Raw genomic sequence first — 18066 nt, 5'->3', positions numbered from 1 at the left:
AATCCCGTTACTGCAATCGTTCGGTTTTTCGATTGCTTTGGGAAGGAAGCAAACCTGCCAGCTGACCGTTAGTGGTCGGCGCCAGCAGCCTTCTTCTTCGCCGCCGCGGCCGAGGCAAAACGCTCGCGCAATTCCTTGCCCTTGCCGGGGATGGTCTTCTGGCGGGCGCGGCCGAAGGCCAGCGCATCGTCGGGAACGCTTTCGGTGATGACGCTGCCGGAAGCGATGTAGCCGCCCTTGCCGATCGTGACAGGCGCCACCAGCGAGGAATTCGAGCCGACAAAGGCGCCCTCGCCGATGTCGGTAAAGAATTTCGAATAGCCGTCATAGTTGCAGGTGATGGTGCCGGCGCCGATATTGGCGCCCGCGCCGACGCGGGCATCGCCGATATAGGTCAGATGGTTGACCTTGGCGCCCTCCTCGATGACAGCCTGCTTGACCTCGCAGAAATTGCCGACTTTTGCTTTGTCCCGGAGATCGGCGCCTGGCCGCAGCCGCGCAAACGGGCCCACATCGCAGTTCGCAGCAATGGTTGCCCCTTCGATATGGCTGAAGGCATGGATCTTGGCGCCGCCAGCAATTTTTACCCCCGGGCCGAACCAGACATTGGGTTCGACCAGCGTGTCGGCGCCGATCTCGGTGTCGTGCGAGAAATACACGGTCTCCGGCGCGATCAGCGTCACGCCCGACAGCATCGCCTCCTGCCGGCGGCGTGCCTGCCAGATGCCTTCGGCCTGCGCCAGTTCGGCGCGGTTGTTGATGCCGAGTGCATTCTCGAAACTGGCTTCGGTGGCGACGACATCGAGACCTTGCGCGCCCGCGATCTCGACGATGTCGGTGAGATAATACTCACCCTTGGCATTCTTGTTACCGACCGCGTCGAGCAACTTCAGCGCGTGGGCGCCGGCCACCGCCATCATGCCGGCATTGCAGAAGTTGATCTTCTTCTCCGCTTCGGAGCAGTCCTTTTCCTCGCGGATGGCGATCAGCTTGCCGCCTTTTTCGACCAGCCGGCCGTAGCCGTTTGCAACGGGCGGACGGAAGCCGATCACCACGACGGCCGCACCTTCGGCGAGTTTCAGCCGAGCCAAGTTCAGCGCTTCCGCATCGATCAGCGGCGTGTCGCCGAACATCACCAGGATGTCGTCATAACCCCTTGATATCGCTTCACGTGCGGCAAGAACCGCATGCGCCGTACCCAGGCGCTCTTCTTGCACGAAAGCCTCGGCCTTGGGTGCGAACTTCGCCACCGCCTTGCGCATCTCTTCCGCGCCGTGGCCGATCACGATCGCATCGCTGCTGGCACCGGCGGCGTCGGCCGCCTTCACGACATGGGCGACCATCGGCAGCCCCGCGATCAGGTGCAGCACCTTCGGCAGCGCGCTCTTCATGCGCGTACCTTCACCGGCGGCGAGGATGACGGACAGGCAGGATCTCTGGCTCATAGGCGAACAACCATAGGAAAAGGGTTGGGAATCAAGACAGGATAGCAGTGGCGCCATGCTGCACCAATGCGGTTAAATTCCGGTGAGGTGGTGGAGAGCAACTGACTTTTAATCAGTAGATCCACTGCCAGATCCTTTACAGCAAAAGCAGTGGGGGACTTACCCCAGCCGCCCCAGCACCGGGAAATTCTCCAGCAGCCAATAGGATACCGTCTGCACGCCGCCGGTGAGGAAAAACACGCCGGCGACGACCAGCAGCGCGCCGATCGCCTTTTCGACGCGGCCGAGATGGACGCGGAATTTGCCGAGGAAGCGCATGAAGGCGCCGGAAAACAGGGCGGCGATCAGGAAGGGAATACCAAGCCCAAGCGAATAGGCGGCGAGCAGCAGCGCGCCCTCGCCCGCGGTTTCGCGGCCGCCGGCCAGCGTCAGGATCGGCCCCAGCACCGGGCCGATGCAGGGTGTCCAGCCAAAGGCGAAGGCGAGCCCCATGACATAGGCGGCGACGGCACTGGCCGGCTTGCCCTGTGACTGAAAGCGCGCCTCGCGCGACAACAGCGGAATGCGCAGGATGCCGAGGAAATTCAGCCCCATCAGGATGATCAGCACGCCGGCGCCCATCGCCAGCGGCTCTTGCCAGACGCGCAGCAGCCGACCGATGGTCGAGGCGCCGGCGCCGAGCGCGACGAACACGGTCGAGAAGCCGAGCACGAAGGCGATCGAGGAATAAAGCAGCGCACCGCGCGTACCTTCCCGGGCTGTCACACCCGCATTGCCGCGAAAATCGTCGACCGACACGCCGGCCATATAGCAGAGATAGGGCGGCACCAGCGGCAGCACGCAAGGCGACAGGAACGAGATCGCCCCCGCCCCGACCGCGCTGACATAGCCGATGTCCAGTGCCATTCAAAAACTCCGACTGTTTTGGCGACGATATAGCGACGGTCAAGTATCTCTGCCAATCACCATTGTGTGGAAAGTGATGGCCGCATGTGAGCGTCGGGGACGAAAGCAGCTGCGTTGGACGTTGATGTAAAGAGGCCGCGATTTCCCGCGCGCCTCCACTATCAGCCAGGGAGATTTCCATGAAAACCATAACCATAGGGCTGACCGCGCTTCTGCTCAGCACTGCGGCATCCTTCGCTGCCGAAGCGTGGAAGGAAGCCGATGTCGGAGGCACCAAAATCTACACCGATGCCAAGGGCATGACGCTTTATACCTACGACAAGGACGAGAAAGGCAAGTCGAACTGCTACGACAAATGCGCCGCCAACTGGCCACCGCTGAAGGCCGAGGCCGGCGCGAAGACTTCCGAAGGATGGACAATCGTCGACCGTACCGACGGCACCAAGATGTGGGCCTATGACGGAAAGCCGCTTTACACATTCATCAAGGACAAGAAAGCCGGAGATGTGAGCGGCGATGGCGTCGCCGGCGTCTGGCATACCGCCAAAGCTGACTGAACCCTCAGTGCCATATCCGCTCGCTGGCGGGATATGGACTGGTCGCCGGACATCCTTCCTCGATCCGGCGGCCAGCTTGTTTGTGAACCGTAGCGCCCACGCCTCGGTGCGGCATTGCGGCGGATTCTTCCTCGACTCGATGCAAACATGAAACCGAGCCATTTCAGCCGGCTCGGGACCGTCATCTTCTCCGAGCCAAATTCTGTGATTTTCTCCATACACTCTAAGAGTGTATTGCTGCGGACAGCCCGGCAATTTGGGCGCTTCCCCTTGACCGGATGCAAAAGCGCGGCCATGTGAGCGGCAAATAGAACGAGATTTCGTCGCGCGCAGCGGAATTCTTCTGCCGCACCACAGCTGATATGAGACCTCATGGACGTCGTCGTCGTCGAATCGCCGGCCAAGGCGAAGACAATCAACAAATATCTCGGCAGGAACTATAAGGTTCTGGCCTCGTTCGGCCATGTCCGCGATTTGCCGGCCAAGGACGGATCGGTGCGCCCGGATGAGGATTTTGCCATGTCCTGGGCGGTCGACACCGCTTCGGGCAAACGGCTCGCCGACATCGCCAAGGCGGTCAAGGATGCCGATGGCCTGATCCTTGCCACCGACCCGGATCGCGAAGGCGAAGCCATCTCCTGGCACGTGCTGGAGGTGCTGAAGCAGAAGCGCGCATTGAAGGACAAGACCGTCAGCCGCGTCGTTTTCAACGCCATCACCAAATCGTCGGTGCTGGAAGCCATGGCCAATCCGCGCCAGATCGATGCGCCGCTGGTCGATGCCTATCTCGCCCGCCGGGCGCTCGACTATCTCGTCGGCTTCACGCTGTCGCCGGTGCTGTGGCGCAAACTGCCGGGCGCCCGCTCGGCCGGCCGCGTCCAGTCGGTGGCGCTGCGCCTGGTCTGCGACCGCGAATCCGAGATCGAGCGCTTCATCCGCGAGGAATATTGGCAGATCGCCGCCCTGCTGGGCACGCCGCGCAACGAGACTTTCGAAGCGCGGCTGACCGCCTTCGAGCGCAAGAAGCTGCAAAAGCTCGACATTGCCAACAAGGCGCAAGCCGACGACATCAAGGGAATGCTTGAAGGCGCGACCTTCAAGGCGCTATCCGTCGAAGCCAAACCGACCAAGCGCAACCCCGGCCCGCCCTTCACCACCTCGACGCTGCAGCAGGCGGCCTCATCGGGTCTCGGTTTTTCGGCCACCCGCACCATGCAAGTGGCGCAGCGGCTCTATGAAGGCATGGAGATCGGCGGCGAGACCACCGGCCTGATCACCTATATGCGAACCGACGGCGTGCAGATGGCGCCGGAGGCGATCGACGCTGCCCGCGACGCCATCGCCAAGGAATTCGGCCCAAAGTACCTGCCGGAAAAGCCGCGCCAATACACCGCCAAGGCCAAGAACGCCCAGGAAGCGCACGAAGCCATCCGCCCGACGGATTTCATGCGCACCCCGGCATCGGTCCGGCAATATCTCGATTCCGACCAGATGCGGCTCTATGAGCTGATCTGGAAGCGCGCCATTGCCAGCCAGATGCAGCCGGCCGAGATCGAGCGCACCACTGTCGAGATCGAGGCGGTGAACGGCGCCCGCACCGCCGAGCTTCGCGCTGTGGGTTCGGTCGTTCGCTTCGACGGTTTCATCGCCGCCTACACCGACCAGAAGGACGACGACGCGGAAGACGAGGAAAACCGTCGCCTGCCGGAGATCCGCGCCGGCGAGCAGCTTGCCCGCCAGGCGATCAACGCCACCCAGCACACGACCGAGCCGCCGCCGCGCTACTCCGAGGCGACGCTGATCAAGAAGCTGGAAGAGCTCGGCATCGGCCGCCCCTCGACCTACACCGCGATCCTGAAGACGCTCGAAGACCGTGATTACGTCACGATCGACAAGCGCCGGCTGGTGCCGCAGGCCAAGGGCCGCCTGCTGTCGGCCTTCCTGGAAAGCTTCTTCGAGCGCTATGTCGAATACGACTTCACCGCATCGCTCGAGGAAAAGCTCGACGAGATTTCGGACGGCAAGCTCGCCTGGAAGGACGTGCTGCGCGATTTCTGGAAGGATTTTTCCGGCGCCGTCGCCGACATCAAGGAACTGCGCGTCACCGACGTGCTCGATGCGCTGAACGAAGAATTGGCGCCGCTGGTGTTCCCCACGCGCGAAGACGGTTCGAACCCGCGCATCTGCCCGAAATGCGGCACCGGCAATCTGTCGCTGAAGCTCGGCAAGTTCGGTGCTTTCGTCGGCTGCTCGAACTATCCCGAGTGCTCCTTCACCCGCCAGCTCGGCGACGCCGCCAATCCGAATGGCGAGAATGGCGGCGGCGATGACGGCACCAAGGTGCTCGGCAAGGATCCTTACACGGCGGAGGAAATCACCCTGCGCTCAGGCCGCTTCGGCCCCTACCTCCAGCGCGGCGATGGCAAGGAAGCCAAACGCTCGAGCCTGCCCAAGGGCTGGACGCCCGACTCGATCGACCATGAGAAGGCGCTGGCGCTGCTGGCGCTGCCGCGCGATATCGGCAAGCATCCGGAAACGGCCAAGATGATCTCGGCCGGGCTCGGCCGCTATGGTCCGTTCGTGCTGCATGATGGCACCTACGCCAATCTCGACAGCATCGAGGATGTGTTCTCGATCGGCCTCAACCGCGCCGTCACGGTGATTGCCGAGAAGCAGTCGAAGGGCAAGGGCGGCCGCAACGGCGGCACTGCCGCTGCTCTCAAGGAACTCGGCGACCATCCCGACGGCGGCGGCAAGATCGTCGTGCGCGACGGCAAATACGGACCTTACGTCAATTTCGGCAAGGTCAACGCCACCCTGCCCAAGGGCAAGGATCCGCAATCGGTGACCATCGAGGATGCGTTGGCGCTGATCGCCGAGAAGGAAGCCAAGGGCGGCGGCGGCAAGAAGCCGTTCCGCAAGGCAGCAGCAGCCAAGGCGCCTGCAGCGAAGAAAACAGCCGCCAAGAAGCCGGCGGCGAAGAAAAAAGGGTAAGACGGCGTGGCGCGCAGGATCACCGGACGAAGCCACGGCGATCCGCGCACCGCCGACACCAGGGCCAAGGTCAAGGATGACTATAAGCCCTCGCGCGACGAAATCCTGCGCTACATCGCCGAAAATCCCGATCGTGCCGGAAAGCGCGACATCGCAAAGGCGTTCGCGCTGCGCGGTGACGACCGCATCTGGCTGAAGGACATTCTGCGCGACCTGCAGGATGAAGGCGTGCTCACCAAGGAGCGCAAGCGGCTGGCTCGTGTCGGCGCCCTGCCCCATGTCGCCGTGCTCGACATTTTTGGCCGTGACGGCGATGGCATCTTGCTGGCGCATCCGGCGGAGTCGGTCGGTACGGGCGAACCGCCTGTGGTCTCGATCCGCGTATCGCGCAGCGGCAACGGACCGGCGCCGGGGATCGGCGATCGCGTTCTGGCCAAGACCTTCCCGACCGATGATCCGTCCGGCCCTGCCTATACCGGCCGGGTGATGAAGATTTTCGAGAAGCGCACCGATGCCGTTCTCGGCGTCTTCCGCGTGCTTCAGGACGGCACCTTTCGCATCGAGCCTGTCGAGCGGCGCCAGCCGGAGCTGATCGTCGACAAGGAATTCCAGAACGGCGCCAAGAACGGCGACCTGGTCGAGGTCGAGCCGGCGCGAGCCTCCCGCTACGGGCTGCCCCGTGCCAAGGTGCTCAACGTGCTGGGTTCGCTGACCAGCGAAAAGGCGGTCTCGATGATCGCCATCCACGCGCACGACATTCCGCACATCTTCCCGGCCGACGTCATCGCCGAATCCGAAGCCGTCAAGCCGGCGACGCTTGCTCACCGCGAGGACTGGCGCGACCTGCCGCTGGTCACGATCGATCCGGCCGACGCCAAGGACCATGACGACGCAGTCTTCGCGACGCCCGATCTCGACGAAAAGAACCCGGGTGGTGTGATCGCCACTGTCGCGATCGCCGATGTCGCCGCCTATGTCCGCTACGGCACGGCCCTCGATCGCGAAGCCTTGAAGCGCGGCAATTCGGTCTATTTCCCGGATCGCGTCGTGCCGATGCTGCCCGAGCGCATCTCCAACGATCTCTGTTCGCTGCGCGAAGGCCAGGATCGCCCGGCACTGGCCGTGCGCATGACCTTCTCCGCCGATGGCCACAAGATCAGGCACTCCTTCCACCGCGTGATGATGAAATCCGCGGCGAAGCTCGCCTATCCGCAAGCGCAGGCGGCCATCGACGGTGTGCCGGACGACAAGACCGGCCCGATCCTCGACACGGTGCTGAAGCCGCTCTGGGATGCCTATGCGATCCTCAAGCGCGGCCGCGACGGCCGCCAGCCGCTCGAACTCGACCTGCCGGAGCGCAAGATCCTGCTCAAGCCGGACGGCACGGTCGATCGCGTCATCGTGCCGGACCGGCTCGACGCCCACAAGCTCATCGAAGAATTCATGATCCAGGCCAATGTCGCCGCGGCCGAGACGCTGGAGGCGAAGAAGCAGGCGCTGGTCTACCGCGTCCACGACGCGCCGTCGCTCGCCAAGCAGGAATCGTTGCGCGAATTCCTGCAGACGCTTGGCCTGTCGCTGGCGCGCGGCGCGCAGATGCGGCCCAGCCAGTTCAACGGCATTCTCGAGCGCGTGCGCGGCGCCGACAATGAGGCACTGGTCAACGAGGTGGTGCTGCGCTCGCAGAGCCAGGCTGAATATTCACCTGGGAATATCGGCCATTTCGGCCTCAACCTGAAGCGGTACGCCCATTTCACCTCGCCGATCCGCCGCTATGCCGACCTGATCGTGCATCGCGGGCTTATTGCCACACTCGGCCTCGGTCCGGGAGGGTTGACGCAAGATGAGGAAGCGCGGCTCGAAGACGTTGCGGTGCTGATCTCCGGCACCGAACGGCGCGCCATGGCGGCCGAGCGTGACACAGTCGACCGGCTGATCGCGGCCTATCTCGCCGAGCGCATCGACGACCGGTTCGACGCCCGCATTTCCGGTGTCACCAAATCAGGACTATTTGTCCAATTGCCGCAGTTTGGCGCAGATGGCTTCATCCCGGTGTCAACTCTGGGCGGCGATTACTATATATACGACGAAACGGCCCGCTCCCTGTTCGGAGAACGGTCGGGCAAAGGCTACCAGCTCGCGGACCGCGTCGAGGTCCGGCTCGTCGAGGTGGCACCAATGGCCGGCGCGATGCGCTTCGAGATGTTGACCGACCCGAAGCCCCTGCCAGGCTCTACCAGGTCGTTTCACAAGGCTAAGGGCCGCGCCCGTGCGTCGCAATCGCGACCGGGTTCGCGCGGCAGGAGACGATGATGCCAAAAGAATTAGGGATACAAGAACAGGTTTTTGGCGGCGAACATCACTCGGGCCGGGTTGCCCGCCCGCTATGGACGGCGATGAAGCGCGGCCTCTTGGGCCGCTGCCCGAATTGCGGTGAAGGCAAGCTGTTCCGCGGCTTCACCAAAACCGTCGAAACCTGCAGTGTCTGCGGCGAGGAAATTCATCACCATCGCGCCGACGACCTGCCGGCCTATCTGGTCATCGTCATCGTCGGCCACATCGTTCTCGGCGCCTTCATGGGTGTCGAGGCGACCTCGACGCTCTCCACCTGGCAGCACATCGCCATCTGGGTGCCCTTGACCATTATTTTGTCGGTTGCGCTGCTGCAGCCTGTCAAAGGCGCCGTCATCGGACTGCAATGGGCGTTCTATATGCACGGATTCGGTGGCGAAAAGGATGGGGCGGAGTCCCGCCACGGCGCCTGAAGCGCCACTGGCGCAACATACCGACCGTGAAAGGCCACTTTCGTTTGCAAGAAGTTTCCGCTAGGTCCAGCGCATGGAAGCAATGACCAAGGCGGATGTCGACAAGCTCGACAAGGGTCTTGCCGCGCATAGCGGCAGGCCCCTGCGCCCGCGTGACGCCGCGACCCTGATCCTGCTCGACCGCAAGGGCGATGAGGTGCTGGTGCTGATGGGCCGCCGTCACGCCGGCCACGCCTTCATGCCTGGAAAATTCGTGTTTCCCGGTGGCCGCACCGATCCGGCGGACAGCCGCATCCCGACGGCCACCGCATTGCATCGCGACGAGGAAGCAAAGCTGCTTGCCGGTCCCGGCCGCACCAGTGCTGCGCGAGCCCGTGCTGTCGCCTTGTCCGCAATTCGCGAGACCTATGAGGAAGCCGGGCTGCTGATCGGCCAGAAGGCCGCCTTTGCCACCGACAAGCGTGACTGGCAAGGCTTTGTCGAGCACGGCGTAAGGCCTTCACTCGAAACGCTGCGTTTCATCGCGCGCGCCATCACCCCGCCCAACCGGGTGCGCCGCTTCGACACGCGTTTCTTCGGCGCCTGGCGCAACGATGTCGCCGTCGAGCTGCCGGGCGGCGGCCCGACCAACGAACTCGAGGAACTGGTCTGGCTGCCGCTTGCCAAGGCCAGGGAAGCCGACATACCCGACATCACCCGAATGATCCTGGACGAGCTGGAAAAGCGCCTTGCCCATGATCCGCTGTTGCGTCCAGGCGGTCCCGTCCCCTTCTACCGGCTTGTCCGCAACCGCTTCACCCGCGAACTTCTGTAGAGCAATTCCAGGAAAAGTGTGACGCGGTTTTCCGCCCGGAATTGCGTAAGATCAAAGAGACAGAGTATTCAGCATCCCATGACGGTCGATACCCAACCACAGGGCGACGAACGCGTACACTGGCTGCCGATGGTGGCGGCGATCTCGTCGATCAGCGTCGTTGGCATCGCCATTGGCCTCGGCATGCCGCTGCTCAGCGTCATCCTGGAAACGCGTGGCCATTCGGCCTCGATGATCGGCCTCAATACGGCCGTCGCCGGCCTGGCCTCGATCGCCGGCGCGCCGCTGGCGACGCCGCTCGCCATGCGCTTTGGCGTCGCCTGGACGATGATCGGCATGATTGCCGCCGGTGCGCTCGCCTTCGTCGGCTTCCATTTCGCGCCCGACTTCTGGATGTGGTTCCCGCTGCGCATCGTGCTGCATATCGCGTTGACGGTGCTGTTCATCCTGTCGGAATTCTGGATCAGCACGTCGGCGCCGCCGCATCGACGTGGCCTTGTCCTTGGCATCTACGCCACCGTCCTGTCGCTCGGTTTTGCCGCAGGACCGTGGTTGTTCGCCCATCTTGGCAGCTCCGGCTTCAGGCCGTTCGGCGTCATCATCGCACTGGTGACGCTGGCCGCGATACCGGTGCTGGCCGCGCGCAACGAAAGCCCCAGCATCGCCTCCGACGGCGAAACCAGCAATTTCCTGCGCTACATCTGGCTGGTGCCGTCGGCCACCGCCGCGGTGCTGGTCTTCGGTGCTGTCGAAACCGGCGGCTTCGCACTGTTTCCTATCTACGGCAATCGCATCGGCTATTCCGAAGCCGACGCGGCTTTGCTGCTCACCATGATCGGTCTCGGCAACGTGCTGCTGCAGATCCCGATCGGCATGATCAGCGACCGCGTCTCGGATCGCCGCTATCTGCTGCTCGCCTGCGCCACCGTTGGCCTTGCCGGCACCGTGTTCATGCCCTTCTTCGCCCAGAATTGGCACCTGATGGCCGCCCTTCTGTTCGTCTGGGGCGGCGTGGTCGCTGCCATGTACACGATTGGCCTTGCCCATCTCGGCTCGCAGCTCTCCGGCCATGAACTGGCATCCGCCAACGCCGCCTTCGTGCTGTGCTACGGCGTCGGCATGGTGCTTGGGCCGCAGGCGATCGGCATCGGCATGGATGCTTTCGGGCCATCCGGTTTCGGCTGGTCGCTCGGCCTGTTCTTCGGCGCCTACATGGCGCTGGTCGGCATCAGGCTCGTCCGCAAGATTCTGCTTTGACCCTTTGATAAGCGCCCACTGCTGACAGAACCGTGTCAGGAGCGCTGGGTTAAAAGAGTGTCCCAAAACATCGGAAGTTGAGGACACTCCCATGATCGACAGCGGCTTTGAAACCACATCCCTGCGCATGACGCTTCTGCTGCTTGTGACCTTCCAGGCCCCGGCGGCGGATGTCGACCGCATCATGGACGCGGTGGTTGCGATCGCCCCGCTGGCCATGGGCAAATATGACCGCAACGCCTATCAGTCAGCGCATGGCGTCGAGCGTTACAGGCCGCTTGAAGGGGCCGCGGCCGGTGCCGAAACCGAATTGCGCCGCCGCCCGGGCACAGTCGAGGTGTCATTCGAACTCCCTGACGACCAGGCATTGGCCAGCCGTGTCGTCGAGGCGATTTTCCAGGCCCATTCCTATCAGGAGCCGGTGATCCGCATCCAGCCGATCCTCGCCAGCCGCGCCAAGGGGCTGGACGACCGCGCCAATCCGAATCGCTGGTGGAACACGACCGGAGACTGGAAGAAGATTGCGGTATCAGAGGCGGAAAACGCCTGATTTACGCGCAATAGGCAAGCCGGGCGGGCCACATCAGGTTCGCCGGGCTTGACTTTCCAGGCACGTTCTTTATGTGTCGCGCCAAGTTTCCCGCGTCCGGGTGTTTTCCCGTGCTTCAGCGGCCAAAACCCCACGAACATAACGGACTGAGATCATGGCCAAAGCCGCAAACATTAAGATCAAGCTTCTGTCGACCGCCGACACCGGTTTCTTCTACGTGACCAGCAAGAACAGCCGTACCAAGACCGACAAGCTGTCGTTCCGCAAGTACGATCCGGTCGCCAAGAAGCACGTCGAATTCAAGGAAACCAAGATCAAGTAATCTGGGTTTTCCCCCGGCAAACAAAAACGCCGCCCATCGGGCGGCGTTTTTGTTTGCAAGGCAGAGGCTGCGGTCCTAGTGCCTCAGCCCCGGCTGAATTTCCCTCAACCGACGCGATCGCCGCTCTTCGGATCGAACAGATGCAGCGACGCCGGATCGGCTGCCAGCCGCACGGTATCGCCGGGCTTCACGCCGGCGCGGCCCATGGCAAAGACGCAGAGCTGCTGATTGGCCAGCTTGACATAGAACTGTGTCGACAGGCCAAGCGGCTCCACCACCCCCACCTCGCCCTGCAGTGCACCGTCATCGGCCAGCCTGATATGCTCGGGCCGCAGGCCGACGGTGATGGCGTCGCCATCTCCGAGCGGCAGGCCATCCGGCAGCCGCAGCGTCTGGCCGTCGGCCAGCACGGCGTCCGCCTTGCCGCCCTTGCGAACCGTCGCCGGCAGGAAATTCATGCCCGGCGAGCCGATGAAGCCGGCGACGAACATGTTGGCCGGGCGATCATAGAGATCGAGCGGCGCACCGACCTGCTGGATCAGCCCGTCATGCATGACGACGATCCGGTCGGCCATGGTCATCGCCTCGATCTGGTCGTGGGTGACGTAGACCGAGGTAGTCTTCAGTTGCTGGTGCAACGCCTTGATCTCGGCGCGCATATGCACACGCAGCTTGGCGTCGAGGTTCGACAGCGGCTCGTCGAACAGGAAGACTTTTGGATCGCGCACGATGGCGCGGCCCATGGCGACGCGCTGGCGCTGGCCGCCGGACAGTTGCCGCGGCAGGCGCTGCAGGAACGTGTCCAAGCCCAGCCGCTTGGCCGCACCGTCCACCCTGGCGTCGATCGTCGTCTTCTCCGCCTTCTTCAACAGCAGGCTGAAGCCCATGTTCTTCGACACGTCCATATGCGGATAGAGCGCATAGGACTGGAACACCATGGCGATGTCGCGGTCCTTCGGTGCCACGTCGTTGACCAGCCGCTCGCCGATGCGGATCTCGCCGCCTGAAGCTTCCTCCAGCCCCGCGATCATGCGTAGCAGTGTTGATTTCCCGCAGCCTGACGGCCCGACCAGGACGACGAACTCGCCATCGGCGATTTCAAGGTCGACCGCGTGCAGGACGCGGACGGCGCCATAGTCTTTGCGAACCTTATCGAGCGTTACAGAAGCCATCGATCTACCCTTTGACGGCGCCGGCGGTCAGGCCGGTGACGAGATAGCGTTGCAGGAAGGCGAAGAAGATGCAGACCGGGATCAGCGCCAGGATCGACGCCGCCATCATCTGTCCCCAGTCGACGGCGAACTTGCCGATGAAGGTCAGCAGGCCGACAGCAAAAGTCTTCTGGTCGTCGCTGGAAATCAGCATCAGGGCAAACAGAAGCTCGCTCCAGGCCGCGGTGAAGACGAAACCCAGGGTCGCGCCCATACCGGGCAGCGTCAGCGGCACGATCACCTTGCGCATCGCCTGCGCACGCGTGCAGCCGTCGATCATCGCCGCTTCTTCCAGGTCCTTCGGGATGCCGTCGAAGAAGGACTGCATCAGGAAGGTCGCGAAGGCAGTGTTGAAGGCGGTGTAGATGATGATCAGCCCGGTCAGGCTGTTGATCAGGCCGATCTGCCCCATGACGCGGTAGATCGGCGGAATGACCATCACCAGCGGGAAGGTCTGGGTCAGAAGCAACATCAGCGCCAGCGCCGCCTTGCCGCGAAAGGTGAAGCGCGACATGGCGTAGCCGGCGAGCGTGGCGATGACCGTCACCAATGCGGCGGTCGACACCGAAACGATGACGCTGTTGAGGAAATAGCGCGGGAAATCGGTGGCCTCGAGCACGGTGACGAAATTCTGCAGCGTCATGTGCGACGGCCAGAAGGTGATGCCTTCGGAATAGAGCAGCCGCTCCGGCGTGACCGAGATCTTCAGCGTCCAGTAGATCGGGAACAGGGCGAAGATCACATAGGCCGCGATGGCCGCGTAGAGGCCGATGCCGCCGAAGACCCGTTGCGAGGTTGAACGTCCTGCGATCATCAGACGTGCCTCACCAGGGAGCGGCGGATGGCGATCAGCGCAATCGCGTAGGCGATGAGCAGGACGAGCAGCAACACGGCGACCGCAGAGGCATAGCCCTTGTCCAGCGACTTGAAGGCGCTGACATAGATATAGACCGGCACCGTATTGGTCGAGCCGGCCGGTCCGCCCTCGGTCATGACGAAGATCAGGTCGGCGAAAGTGGCGATCCAGATGGTGCGCAGCATCACCGTTATGGCGATGGTCGGCGCCAGGAATGGCAGCGTCACCTTGGTGAAGCGCTGCCAGGGCGAAGCGCCGTCGATCGCCGCTGCCTCATGCAGTTCCGATGGGATCGACTTCAGCGCCGCCAGAAGCGTGATGGCGAAGAACGGAATGCCGAACCAGACATTGGCGATGATCGGTCCCCACATCGCCGTGGCAGGATCGGAGAGCACGTTGGTCGGTTCCGCCTTCAGCCCCAGCGCGAACAACCAGTGCGGCAGCGGCCCGACGATCGGGTTGAACAGCCAGGCCCAGGTCAGGCCGGACAGGAAGGACGGCACCGCCCAGGGCAGGAACACCAGCGCCTGCACCGCCTTGCGGCCCCAGAACGGCTTGTCGAGCAGCAGTGCCAGGCCGAGGCCGAGGAAGAACTGGAAGAACAGGCTGGCGACGGTCCACCACAGCGTGTTGACCAGCGCCTGCCCCAGCACCTGATCCGACAGCATCGCCTGGTACTGGCCGAGCCCGACATATTCCGACTTGAAGGCCGAGAACTTGCGGAAGGAGTAGCTGATGCCGATGACCAGCGGCACCAAAAGCACCACGACCAGCAGGATGATCGCCGGGCTGACATAGAGCCATGGCTCGATAGCGGCATGCGACAGCCGCTTGCGGCGCGGCTTGCCGGCGGATCGTATTTCGGACACGGCATAGGTCATTGCTGAGGATCGGCTCCCTGGAGCGGCGTCGGGGACAGCGTCCTTCTCCCCGTTTTACGGGGAGAAGATGCCGGCAGGCAGATGAGGGGCAGCGCGGGCCTTGGGGGTGCTGGCGCCGCCCCTCATCCGGCCCTTTCGGGCCACCTTCTCCCCGTGAACGGGGAGAAGGGAAGAAAAACTACTTCTTGTTCTTCGCCAGCCAGTCCTGCTGTTCCTTGGTCAGGAACGTAGCCCATGCGTCGGCCGCCTCCTTGGCCGTCTTCTGGCCAAGCAGCACTTCCTGAAAGTTCTTGATCGCCACCTGGTCGACGAAATTGCCGAGGTTTTCCAGATGCGTCGGTGGCGTCACCATTTCATATTTGGAGGTGTCGCTGAGCTCCGTGAACCAGCCCTTGAACTGCTCGGTCTTGAAATGGGGATCCTGGTCGGCGCCGTTGTGGATCGGGACGACACCGACTTCCTTCGCCCATTCCAGATTGTCCTTGGGTGACAGCAGCGTTGCCATCAGCTTCCAGGCATCGTCCTTGTGCTGCGAGTTGGCGAACATCGCCCAACCGGCATAGCCCAGCGTCGGATAGGACTTGCCGCTCGGACCAACGGGAAGCGGCGCCACGGCGAAGTCGTCGGCGCTCATCTTGTCGGCGATGCCGAGCAGTGCGTCCGGATCCTGGTTGAGCATGGCGCAGGTGCCGGAATAGAAACCGGTCACGGTCTCATTGAAGCCCCAGCTCACCGCATCCTTCGGCGCAAGGCCGTCCTTGTACATGTCGGCCAGCATCTGCAGGCCTTTCACCGAGCCCTCGTCATTGATGGTCGAGGTGCCGTCCTCGTTGAAATAGCCACCCTTTCCGGCGGCGATGTTCATGAACATGTGCATGCCGTTGAAGGCGCCCGGGCCGCCGCGCAGGCAGTAGCCATATTTGCCCGGAATGGCGGAGATCTTCTTGGAGTCGGCGACGAACTCGTCGAGCGTGGCCGGCGGGCCGTCGAGGCCGGCTTGCTTGAACAGCTTCTTGTTCCAGAACAGCGCGTTCACATAGTAGCCGTAAGGGATCATGAACTGGGTGTTGTTGACCGTCGAGCCGAACTGCTTGGCGCGGTCGCCGAGCGTCTTGGCGTCATCCCATTTGGCCATATACGGGCCAAGGTCCTCGAGCTGGGCATTGTTGGCATAGAGGCCCATCCAGCGTTCCGGCATCTCGACCACGTCGGGCGTGTCGCCGGCCTGAACCATGGTCAGGAACTTTTCGAAGGCCTGGCCCCAGGGCAGCGAGACCAGCTCGACCTTGACGCCGGGATTGGCGGCCTCGAACTCGGCGATCTGTTTTTTCAGGAACTCGGTGCGCGGCGGGCTGGTGATGACTTCGACCATTTTCAGGGTCGAATCAGCCATCGCGCTTCCGGCGGAAATCGCCAGCCCCGCAACGGTGGCAAGCATGACGGTCAGTTTTTTCATGTTCAAGACTCCCATTTTGAACCCGCTTGTTATTTTCTGGCTTTTTCGAAGGCCTGGGCGACGTCGGCCCAGAGGTCTTCGACATTTTCCAATCCGACATTGAAGCGGATGGTTCGGGGGCTGACGCCGAAGCGCGCCATCGAATTCAGTCCCGGCGTCTGCTCCAGCGACGCCTTGGCCGGCACGACCAGGCTTTCATGCCCGCCCCAGCTGACGCCGATGCGGAAATACTTCAGCGCGTCGACGAAGACGGGGATGTCGATATCGTCCGTCACCTCGAAGGAGAACAGCCCGGCATAGCCGGCCAGCGTCGCCTTGCCCGGATGGTTCGAATAGACGGGATGGTTGACCCGCTCGACATTGGCATGTGCCTTCAGCCGCTCGGCAATGGCGAGCCCGCTCTTCATGTGGTGCGGCAGGCGCAACGGCAGCGTGCGCAGCCCGCGCAGCAGCAGCCAGGCTTCGAACGGTGACAGCTTGCCGCCGAGATAGGAATAGGTCTGCTCGTTGATGTGCTTGATGTGCGCGGCCGAACCCGCCACCACGCCGGCGACAGTATCGCTGTGGCCGCCGAGATATTTCGAGGCCGAGTGCAGCACGAGATCGACGCCATGCGAGATCGGCTTCTGGAACACCGGTGAGGCCCAGGAATTGTCGATCGTGGTGATAATGCCCTGCTCCTTGGCCAGCCGGGTCAAATGCGGCAGATCCTGCAGCTCGAACATCATCGAGGTCGGGCTTTCCAGATAGAGCAGCTTGGCGCCGGGAAGTGCCGCCGCCACCGCATCCGGGTCGGAACCGTCGACATAGTCGACCTTGATGTTGAGCCGCGGCAAAAGCCGCTCGAACAGCCGGTAGGCATCGCCGTAGCAGTTGCGCACGGCCACGATGCGCTCGCCGGCGCCGACGAAGGCAAGCACCGTGGCGCTGATCGCCGCCATGCCACTGGAAAAGCCGCGCGCGGCCTCGGCGCCCTCGAGTGCGGCGACGCGCGCCTCGAACTCCATCACCGTTGGATTGTCGCCGCGCGAATAGATCGGCTGCTTTCGTTTGCCGGCAAAGGTATCGGCCATTTCGGCATAGTTGGCGAAGGTGAACAGCGAGGTCTGGTAGATCGGCGGCACCACCGCGCCGCCAGGAAACGGTTCGTCATGCGCCAGCAGCGTCGCTGCCTCGGCAAGATAATCGTGATCGAAACCGGTCGGATGCTCGTTCATGTCTGGCTCGAAAGTTTGAGTTTGGCCGCACCGCGCTTGAGATCGTCCTCGACGGTGGCGATCAGCTTGAGCGCCTCGGCACGGGCGCCTTGCGGGTCGCGTGCGGCGATGCATTGGTAGATGGTGCGGTGGTAGGGAAAACTGGCGTGGCCGAAATCGCGCACGCCCAGCGGATGTTCCCAGAAGCGGTGGAACAGCTCGTGCATGGCGGCGATGATCTGCTCGAACAGCGGATTGCCGGAGACCCGGTAGATCGCCTGGTGGAACTCCCAGTCCTCTTCCGACGACATGCCGTCGCGGGTGCGGAACGCCTGCTCCATGATGTCGAGCTTGCGCTCGATCTCGGCAATGTCGGCCGGGCTGGCGCGTTCGGCGCAAAGGGCGGCCGCTTCAGCTTCCAGTGCACGACGGATCTCAAGTGTATGCATCAGGCTGGTGAAGTCGTTGCCGCCGGCCAGCGTCAGCGGCATGTGCAACATATCAGGCGACACAGCCGCCTTGAGATAAGTGCCGCTGCCTTGCCGGCGCTCGACCAGACCAAGCCCTTCCCACCGCGTCAGCGCCTCGCGCACCGTGTTGCGGCTGACCTTCAGCCGTTCGGCCAGAATACGCTCGGTCGGCAGCCGCTCGCCCGGCTGCAGGGCTTCAGCACGAACAAAGCCCACCAACGCCTTCAGCACGGCGTCATCGCGCGCCGTCGTCTGAATGGGTGGCAGGCTGTTCTGGTCCACAAATCCTCCCCGAAAGCGATGTGCAAGTGGTCCAATGGTCCAACCAATTCTGCACGGACGGAGAGATGTGTCAACAGCCGAAACGAGGACGGGCCGAACGGCGC

The 18066-nt window shown here is 63.1% G+C and carries 16 protein-coding genes; 8 read left to right on the top strand and 8 right to left on the bottom strand.

Annotated features, from left to right (window positions below):
- Nucleotides 1-68: 68 nt before the first annotated feature.
- Together glmU and DBIPINDM_RS35045 are read right to left on the bottom strand one after the other, a co-directional pair.
- The gene (gene glmU / locus DBIPINDM_RS35050; protein WP_258583514.1) at nucleotides 69-1445 is read right to left on the bottom strand and encodes a bifunctional UDP-N-acetylglucosamine diphosphorylase/glucosamine-1-phosphate N-acetyltransferase GlmU; all 1377 of its coding nucleotides are present in this window, start codon (nucleotides 1443-1445) and stop codon (nucleotides 69-71) included.
- Nucleotides 1446-1604: 159 nt separating this feature from the next.
- The gene (locus DBIPINDM_RS35045) at nucleotides 1605-2351 is read right to left on the bottom strand and encodes a cytochrome c biogenesis CcdA family protein (protein WP_258583513.1); all 747 of its coding nucleotides are present in this window, start codon (nucleotides 2349-2351) and stop codon (nucleotides 1605-1607) included.
- A gap of 179 nt (nucleotides 2352-2530) precedes the next feature.
- On the opposite strand from DBIPINDM_RS35045, the gene DBIPINDM_RS35040 reads away from it, so the two are divergent.
- The 8 genes from DBIPINDM_RS35040 to rpmG all read left to right on the top strand — a co-directional run bounded on the left by DBIPINDM_RS35040 (nucleotide 2531) and on the right by rpmG (nucleotide 11610).
- Nucleotides 2531-2908 (top strand): hypothetical protein, encoded by a 378-nt coding sequence (locus tag DBIPINDM_RS35040; protein WP_258583512.1) that lies wholly within the window; start codon nucleotides 2531-2533, stop codon nucleotides 2906-2908.
- A 372-nt stretch (nucleotides 2909-3280) separates the two neighbouring features.
- Nucleotides 3281-5902 carry a type I DNA topoisomerase gene (gene topA, locus DBIPINDM_RS35035; RefSeq protein ID WP_258583510.1) on the top strand — a complete coding sequence of 874 codons (2622 nt, stop codon included), beginning with the start codon at nucleotides 3281-3283 and terminating at the stop codon, nucleotides 5900-5902.
- 6 nt (nucleotides 5903-5908) lie between these two features.
- A complete protein-coding gene (gene rnr, locus DBIPINDM_RS35030; RefSeq protein ID WP_258583509.1) occupies nucleotides 5909-8215 on the top strand; it encodes a ribonuclease R in 2307 nt (768 codons plus the stop codon).
- Nucleotides 8215-8667, top strand: coding sequence for a DUF983 domain-containing protein (locus DBIPINDM_RS35025; protein WP_258583508.1), 453 nt, complete (start codon nucleotides 8215-8217; stop codon nucleotides 8665-8667). The genes rnr and DBIPINDM_RS35025 overlap by 1 nt, the downstream gene beginning before the upstream one ends.
- A 73-nt stretch (nucleotides 8668-8740) precedes the next feature.
- The gene (locus DBIPINDM_RS35020) at nucleotides 8741-9481 is read left to right on the top strand and encodes an NUDIX hydrolase (RefSeq protein ID WP_258583507.1); all 741 of its coding nucleotides are present in this window, start codon (nucleotides 8741-8743) and stop codon (nucleotides 9479-9481) included.
- 78 nt (nucleotides 9482-9559) lie between these two features.
- On the top strand, nucleotides 9560-10738 hold the full coding sequence (locus tag DBIPINDM_RS35015) for an MFS transporter (RefSeq protein WP_258583505.1): 1179 nt from the start codon (nucleotides 9560-9562) through the stop codon (nucleotides 10736-10738).
- A 91-nt stretch (nucleotides 10739-10829) separates the two neighbouring features.
- Nucleotides 10830-11288, top strand: a complete 459-nt coding sequence (locus tag DBIPINDM_RS35010; protein ID WP_258583504.1) for a hypothetical protein — start codon at nucleotides 10830-10832, stop codon at nucleotides 11286-11288.
- 154 nt (nucleotides 11289-11442) lie between these two features.
- Entirely contained in the window at nucleotides 11443-11610 is a 168-nt protein-coding gene (gene rpmG, locus DBIPINDM_RS35005; protein ID WP_006201775.1) for a 50S ribosomal protein L33, read from the top strand.
- Nucleotides 11611-11714: 104 nt separating this feature from the next.
- Here the strand turns inward: rpmG and DBIPINDM_RS35000 are convergent, their stop codons facing one another.
- The 6 genes from DBIPINDM_RS35000 to DBIPINDM_RS34975 all read right to left on the bottom strand — a co-directional run bounded on the left by DBIPINDM_RS35000 (nucleotide 11715) and on the right by DBIPINDM_RS34975 (nucleotide 17962).
- The gene (locus tag DBIPINDM_RS35000; protein WP_258583503.1) at nucleotides 11715-12782 is read right to left on the bottom strand and encodes an ABC transporter ATP-binding protein; all 1068 of its coding nucleotides are present in this window, start codon (nucleotides 12780-12782) and stop codon (nucleotides 11715-11717) included.
- Between the two features lie 4 nt (nucleotides 12783-12786).
- Nucleotides 12787-13635: a carbohydrate ABC transporter permease gene (locus DBIPINDM_RS34995; protein ID WP_258583502.1), complete on the bottom strand. Its 849-nt coding sequence runs from the start codon at nucleotides 13633-13635 to the stop codon at nucleotides 12787-12789.
- Complete coding sequence (locus DBIPINDM_RS34990; RefSeq protein WP_258583501.1) at nucleotides 13635-14558, bottom strand: carbohydrate ABC transporter permease; 924 nt, start codon at nucleotides 14556-14558, stop codon at nucleotides 13635-13637. Before DBIPINDM_RS34990 ends, DBIPINDM_RS34995 begins: the two co-directional genes overlap by 1 nt.
- 178 nt (nucleotides 14559-14736) lie before the next feature.
- Nucleotides 14737-16014, bottom strand: a complete 1278-nt coding sequence (locus DBIPINDM_RS34985; protein WP_258583500.1) for an ABC transporter substrate-binding protein — start codon at nucleotides 16012-16014, stop codon at nucleotides 14737-14739.
- Nucleotides 16015-16043: 29 nt separating this feature from the next.
- Nucleotides 16044-17231: a PLP-dependent transferase gene (locus DBIPINDM_RS34980; RefSeq protein WP_258583499.1), complete on the bottom strand. Its 1188-nt coding sequence runs from the start codon at nucleotides 17229-17231 to the stop codon at nucleotides 16044-16046.
- On the bottom strand, nucleotides 17228-17962 hold the full coding sequence (locus DBIPINDM_RS34975) for a FadR/GntR family transcriptional regulator (RefSeq protein WP_258583498.1): 735 nt from the start codon (nucleotides 17960-17962) through the stop codon (nucleotides 17228-17230). The genes DBIPINDM_RS34980 and DBIPINDM_RS34975 overlap by 4 nt, the downstream gene beginning before the upstream one ends.
- Between the last annotated feature and the right edge of the window lie 104 nt (nucleotides 17963-18066).

It is taken from the genome of Mesorhizobium sp. AR02 (assembly GCF_024746835.1).
Lineage (GTDB): Bacteria > Pseudomonadota > Alphaproteobacteria > Rhizobiales > Rhizobiaceae > Mesorhizobium.
The sequence above is the reverse complement of the archived record's forward strand: the minus strand, read 5'-3'. Positions and strand labels throughout refer to the sequence as shown.

What these genes read in the sequence shown, in the direction of transcription:
- glmU (WP_258583514.1), bottom strand. Translation starts at nt 1,445, where the DNA reads ATGAGCCAGAGATCCTGCCTGTCCGTCATCCTCGCCGCCGGTGAAGGT.
- DBIPINDM_RS35045 (WP_258583513.1), bottom strand. Translation starts at nt 2,351, where the DNA reads ATGGCACTGGACATCGGCTATGTCAGCGCGGTCGGGGCGGGGGCGATC.
- DBIPINDM_RS35040 (WP_258583512.1), top strand. Translation starts at nt 2,531, where the DNA reads ATGAAAACCATAACCATAGGGCTGACCGCGCTTCTGCTCAGCACTGCG.
- topA (WP_258583510.1), top strand. Translation starts at nt 3,281, where the DNA reads ATGGACGTCGTCGTCGTCGAATCGCCGGCCAAGGCGAAGACAATCAAC.
- DBIPINDM_RS35025 (WP_258583508.1), top strand. Translation starts at nt 8,215, where the DNA reads ATGCCAAAAGAATTAGGGATACAAGAACAGGTTTTTGGCGGCGAACAT.
- DBIPINDM_RS35020 (WP_258583507.1), top strand. Translation starts at nt 8,741, where the DNA reads ATGGAAGCAATGACCAAGGCGGATGTCGACAAGCTCGACAAGGGTCTT.
- DBIPINDM_RS35015 (WP_258583505.1), top strand. Translation starts at nt 9,560, where the DNA reads ATGACGGTCGATACCCAACCACAGGGCGACGAACGCGTACACTGGCTG.
- DBIPINDM_RS35010 (WP_258583504.1), top strand. Translation starts at nt 10,830, where the DNA reads ATGATCGACAGCGGCTTTGAAACCACATCCCTGCGCATGACGCTTCTG.
- rpmG (WP_006201775.1), top strand. Translation starts at nt 11,443, where the DNA reads ATGGCCAAAGCCGCAAACATTAAGATCAAGCTTCTGTCGACCGCCGAC.
- DBIPINDM_RS35000 (WP_258583503.1), bottom strand. Translation starts at nt 12,782, where the DNA reads ATGGCTTCTGTAACGCTCGATAAGGTTCGCAAAGACTATGGCGCCGTC.
- DBIPINDM_RS34995 (WP_258583502.1), bottom strand. Translation starts at nt 13,635, where the DNA reads ATGATCGCAGGACGTTCAACCTCGCAACGGGTCTTCGGCGGCATCGGC.
- DBIPINDM_RS34990 (WP_258583501.1), bottom strand. Translation starts at nt 14,558, where the DNA reads ATGACCTATGCCGTGTCCGAAATACGATCCGCCGGCAAGCCGCGCCGC.
- DBIPINDM_RS34985 (WP_258583500.1), bottom strand. Translation starts at nt 16,014, where the DNA reads ATGAAAAAACTGACCGTCATGCTTGCCACCGTTGCGGGGCTGGCGATT.
- DBIPINDM_RS34980 (WP_258583499.1), bottom strand. Translation starts at nt 17,231, where the DNA reads ATGAACGAGCATCCGACCGGTTTCGATCACGATTATCTTGCCGAGGCA.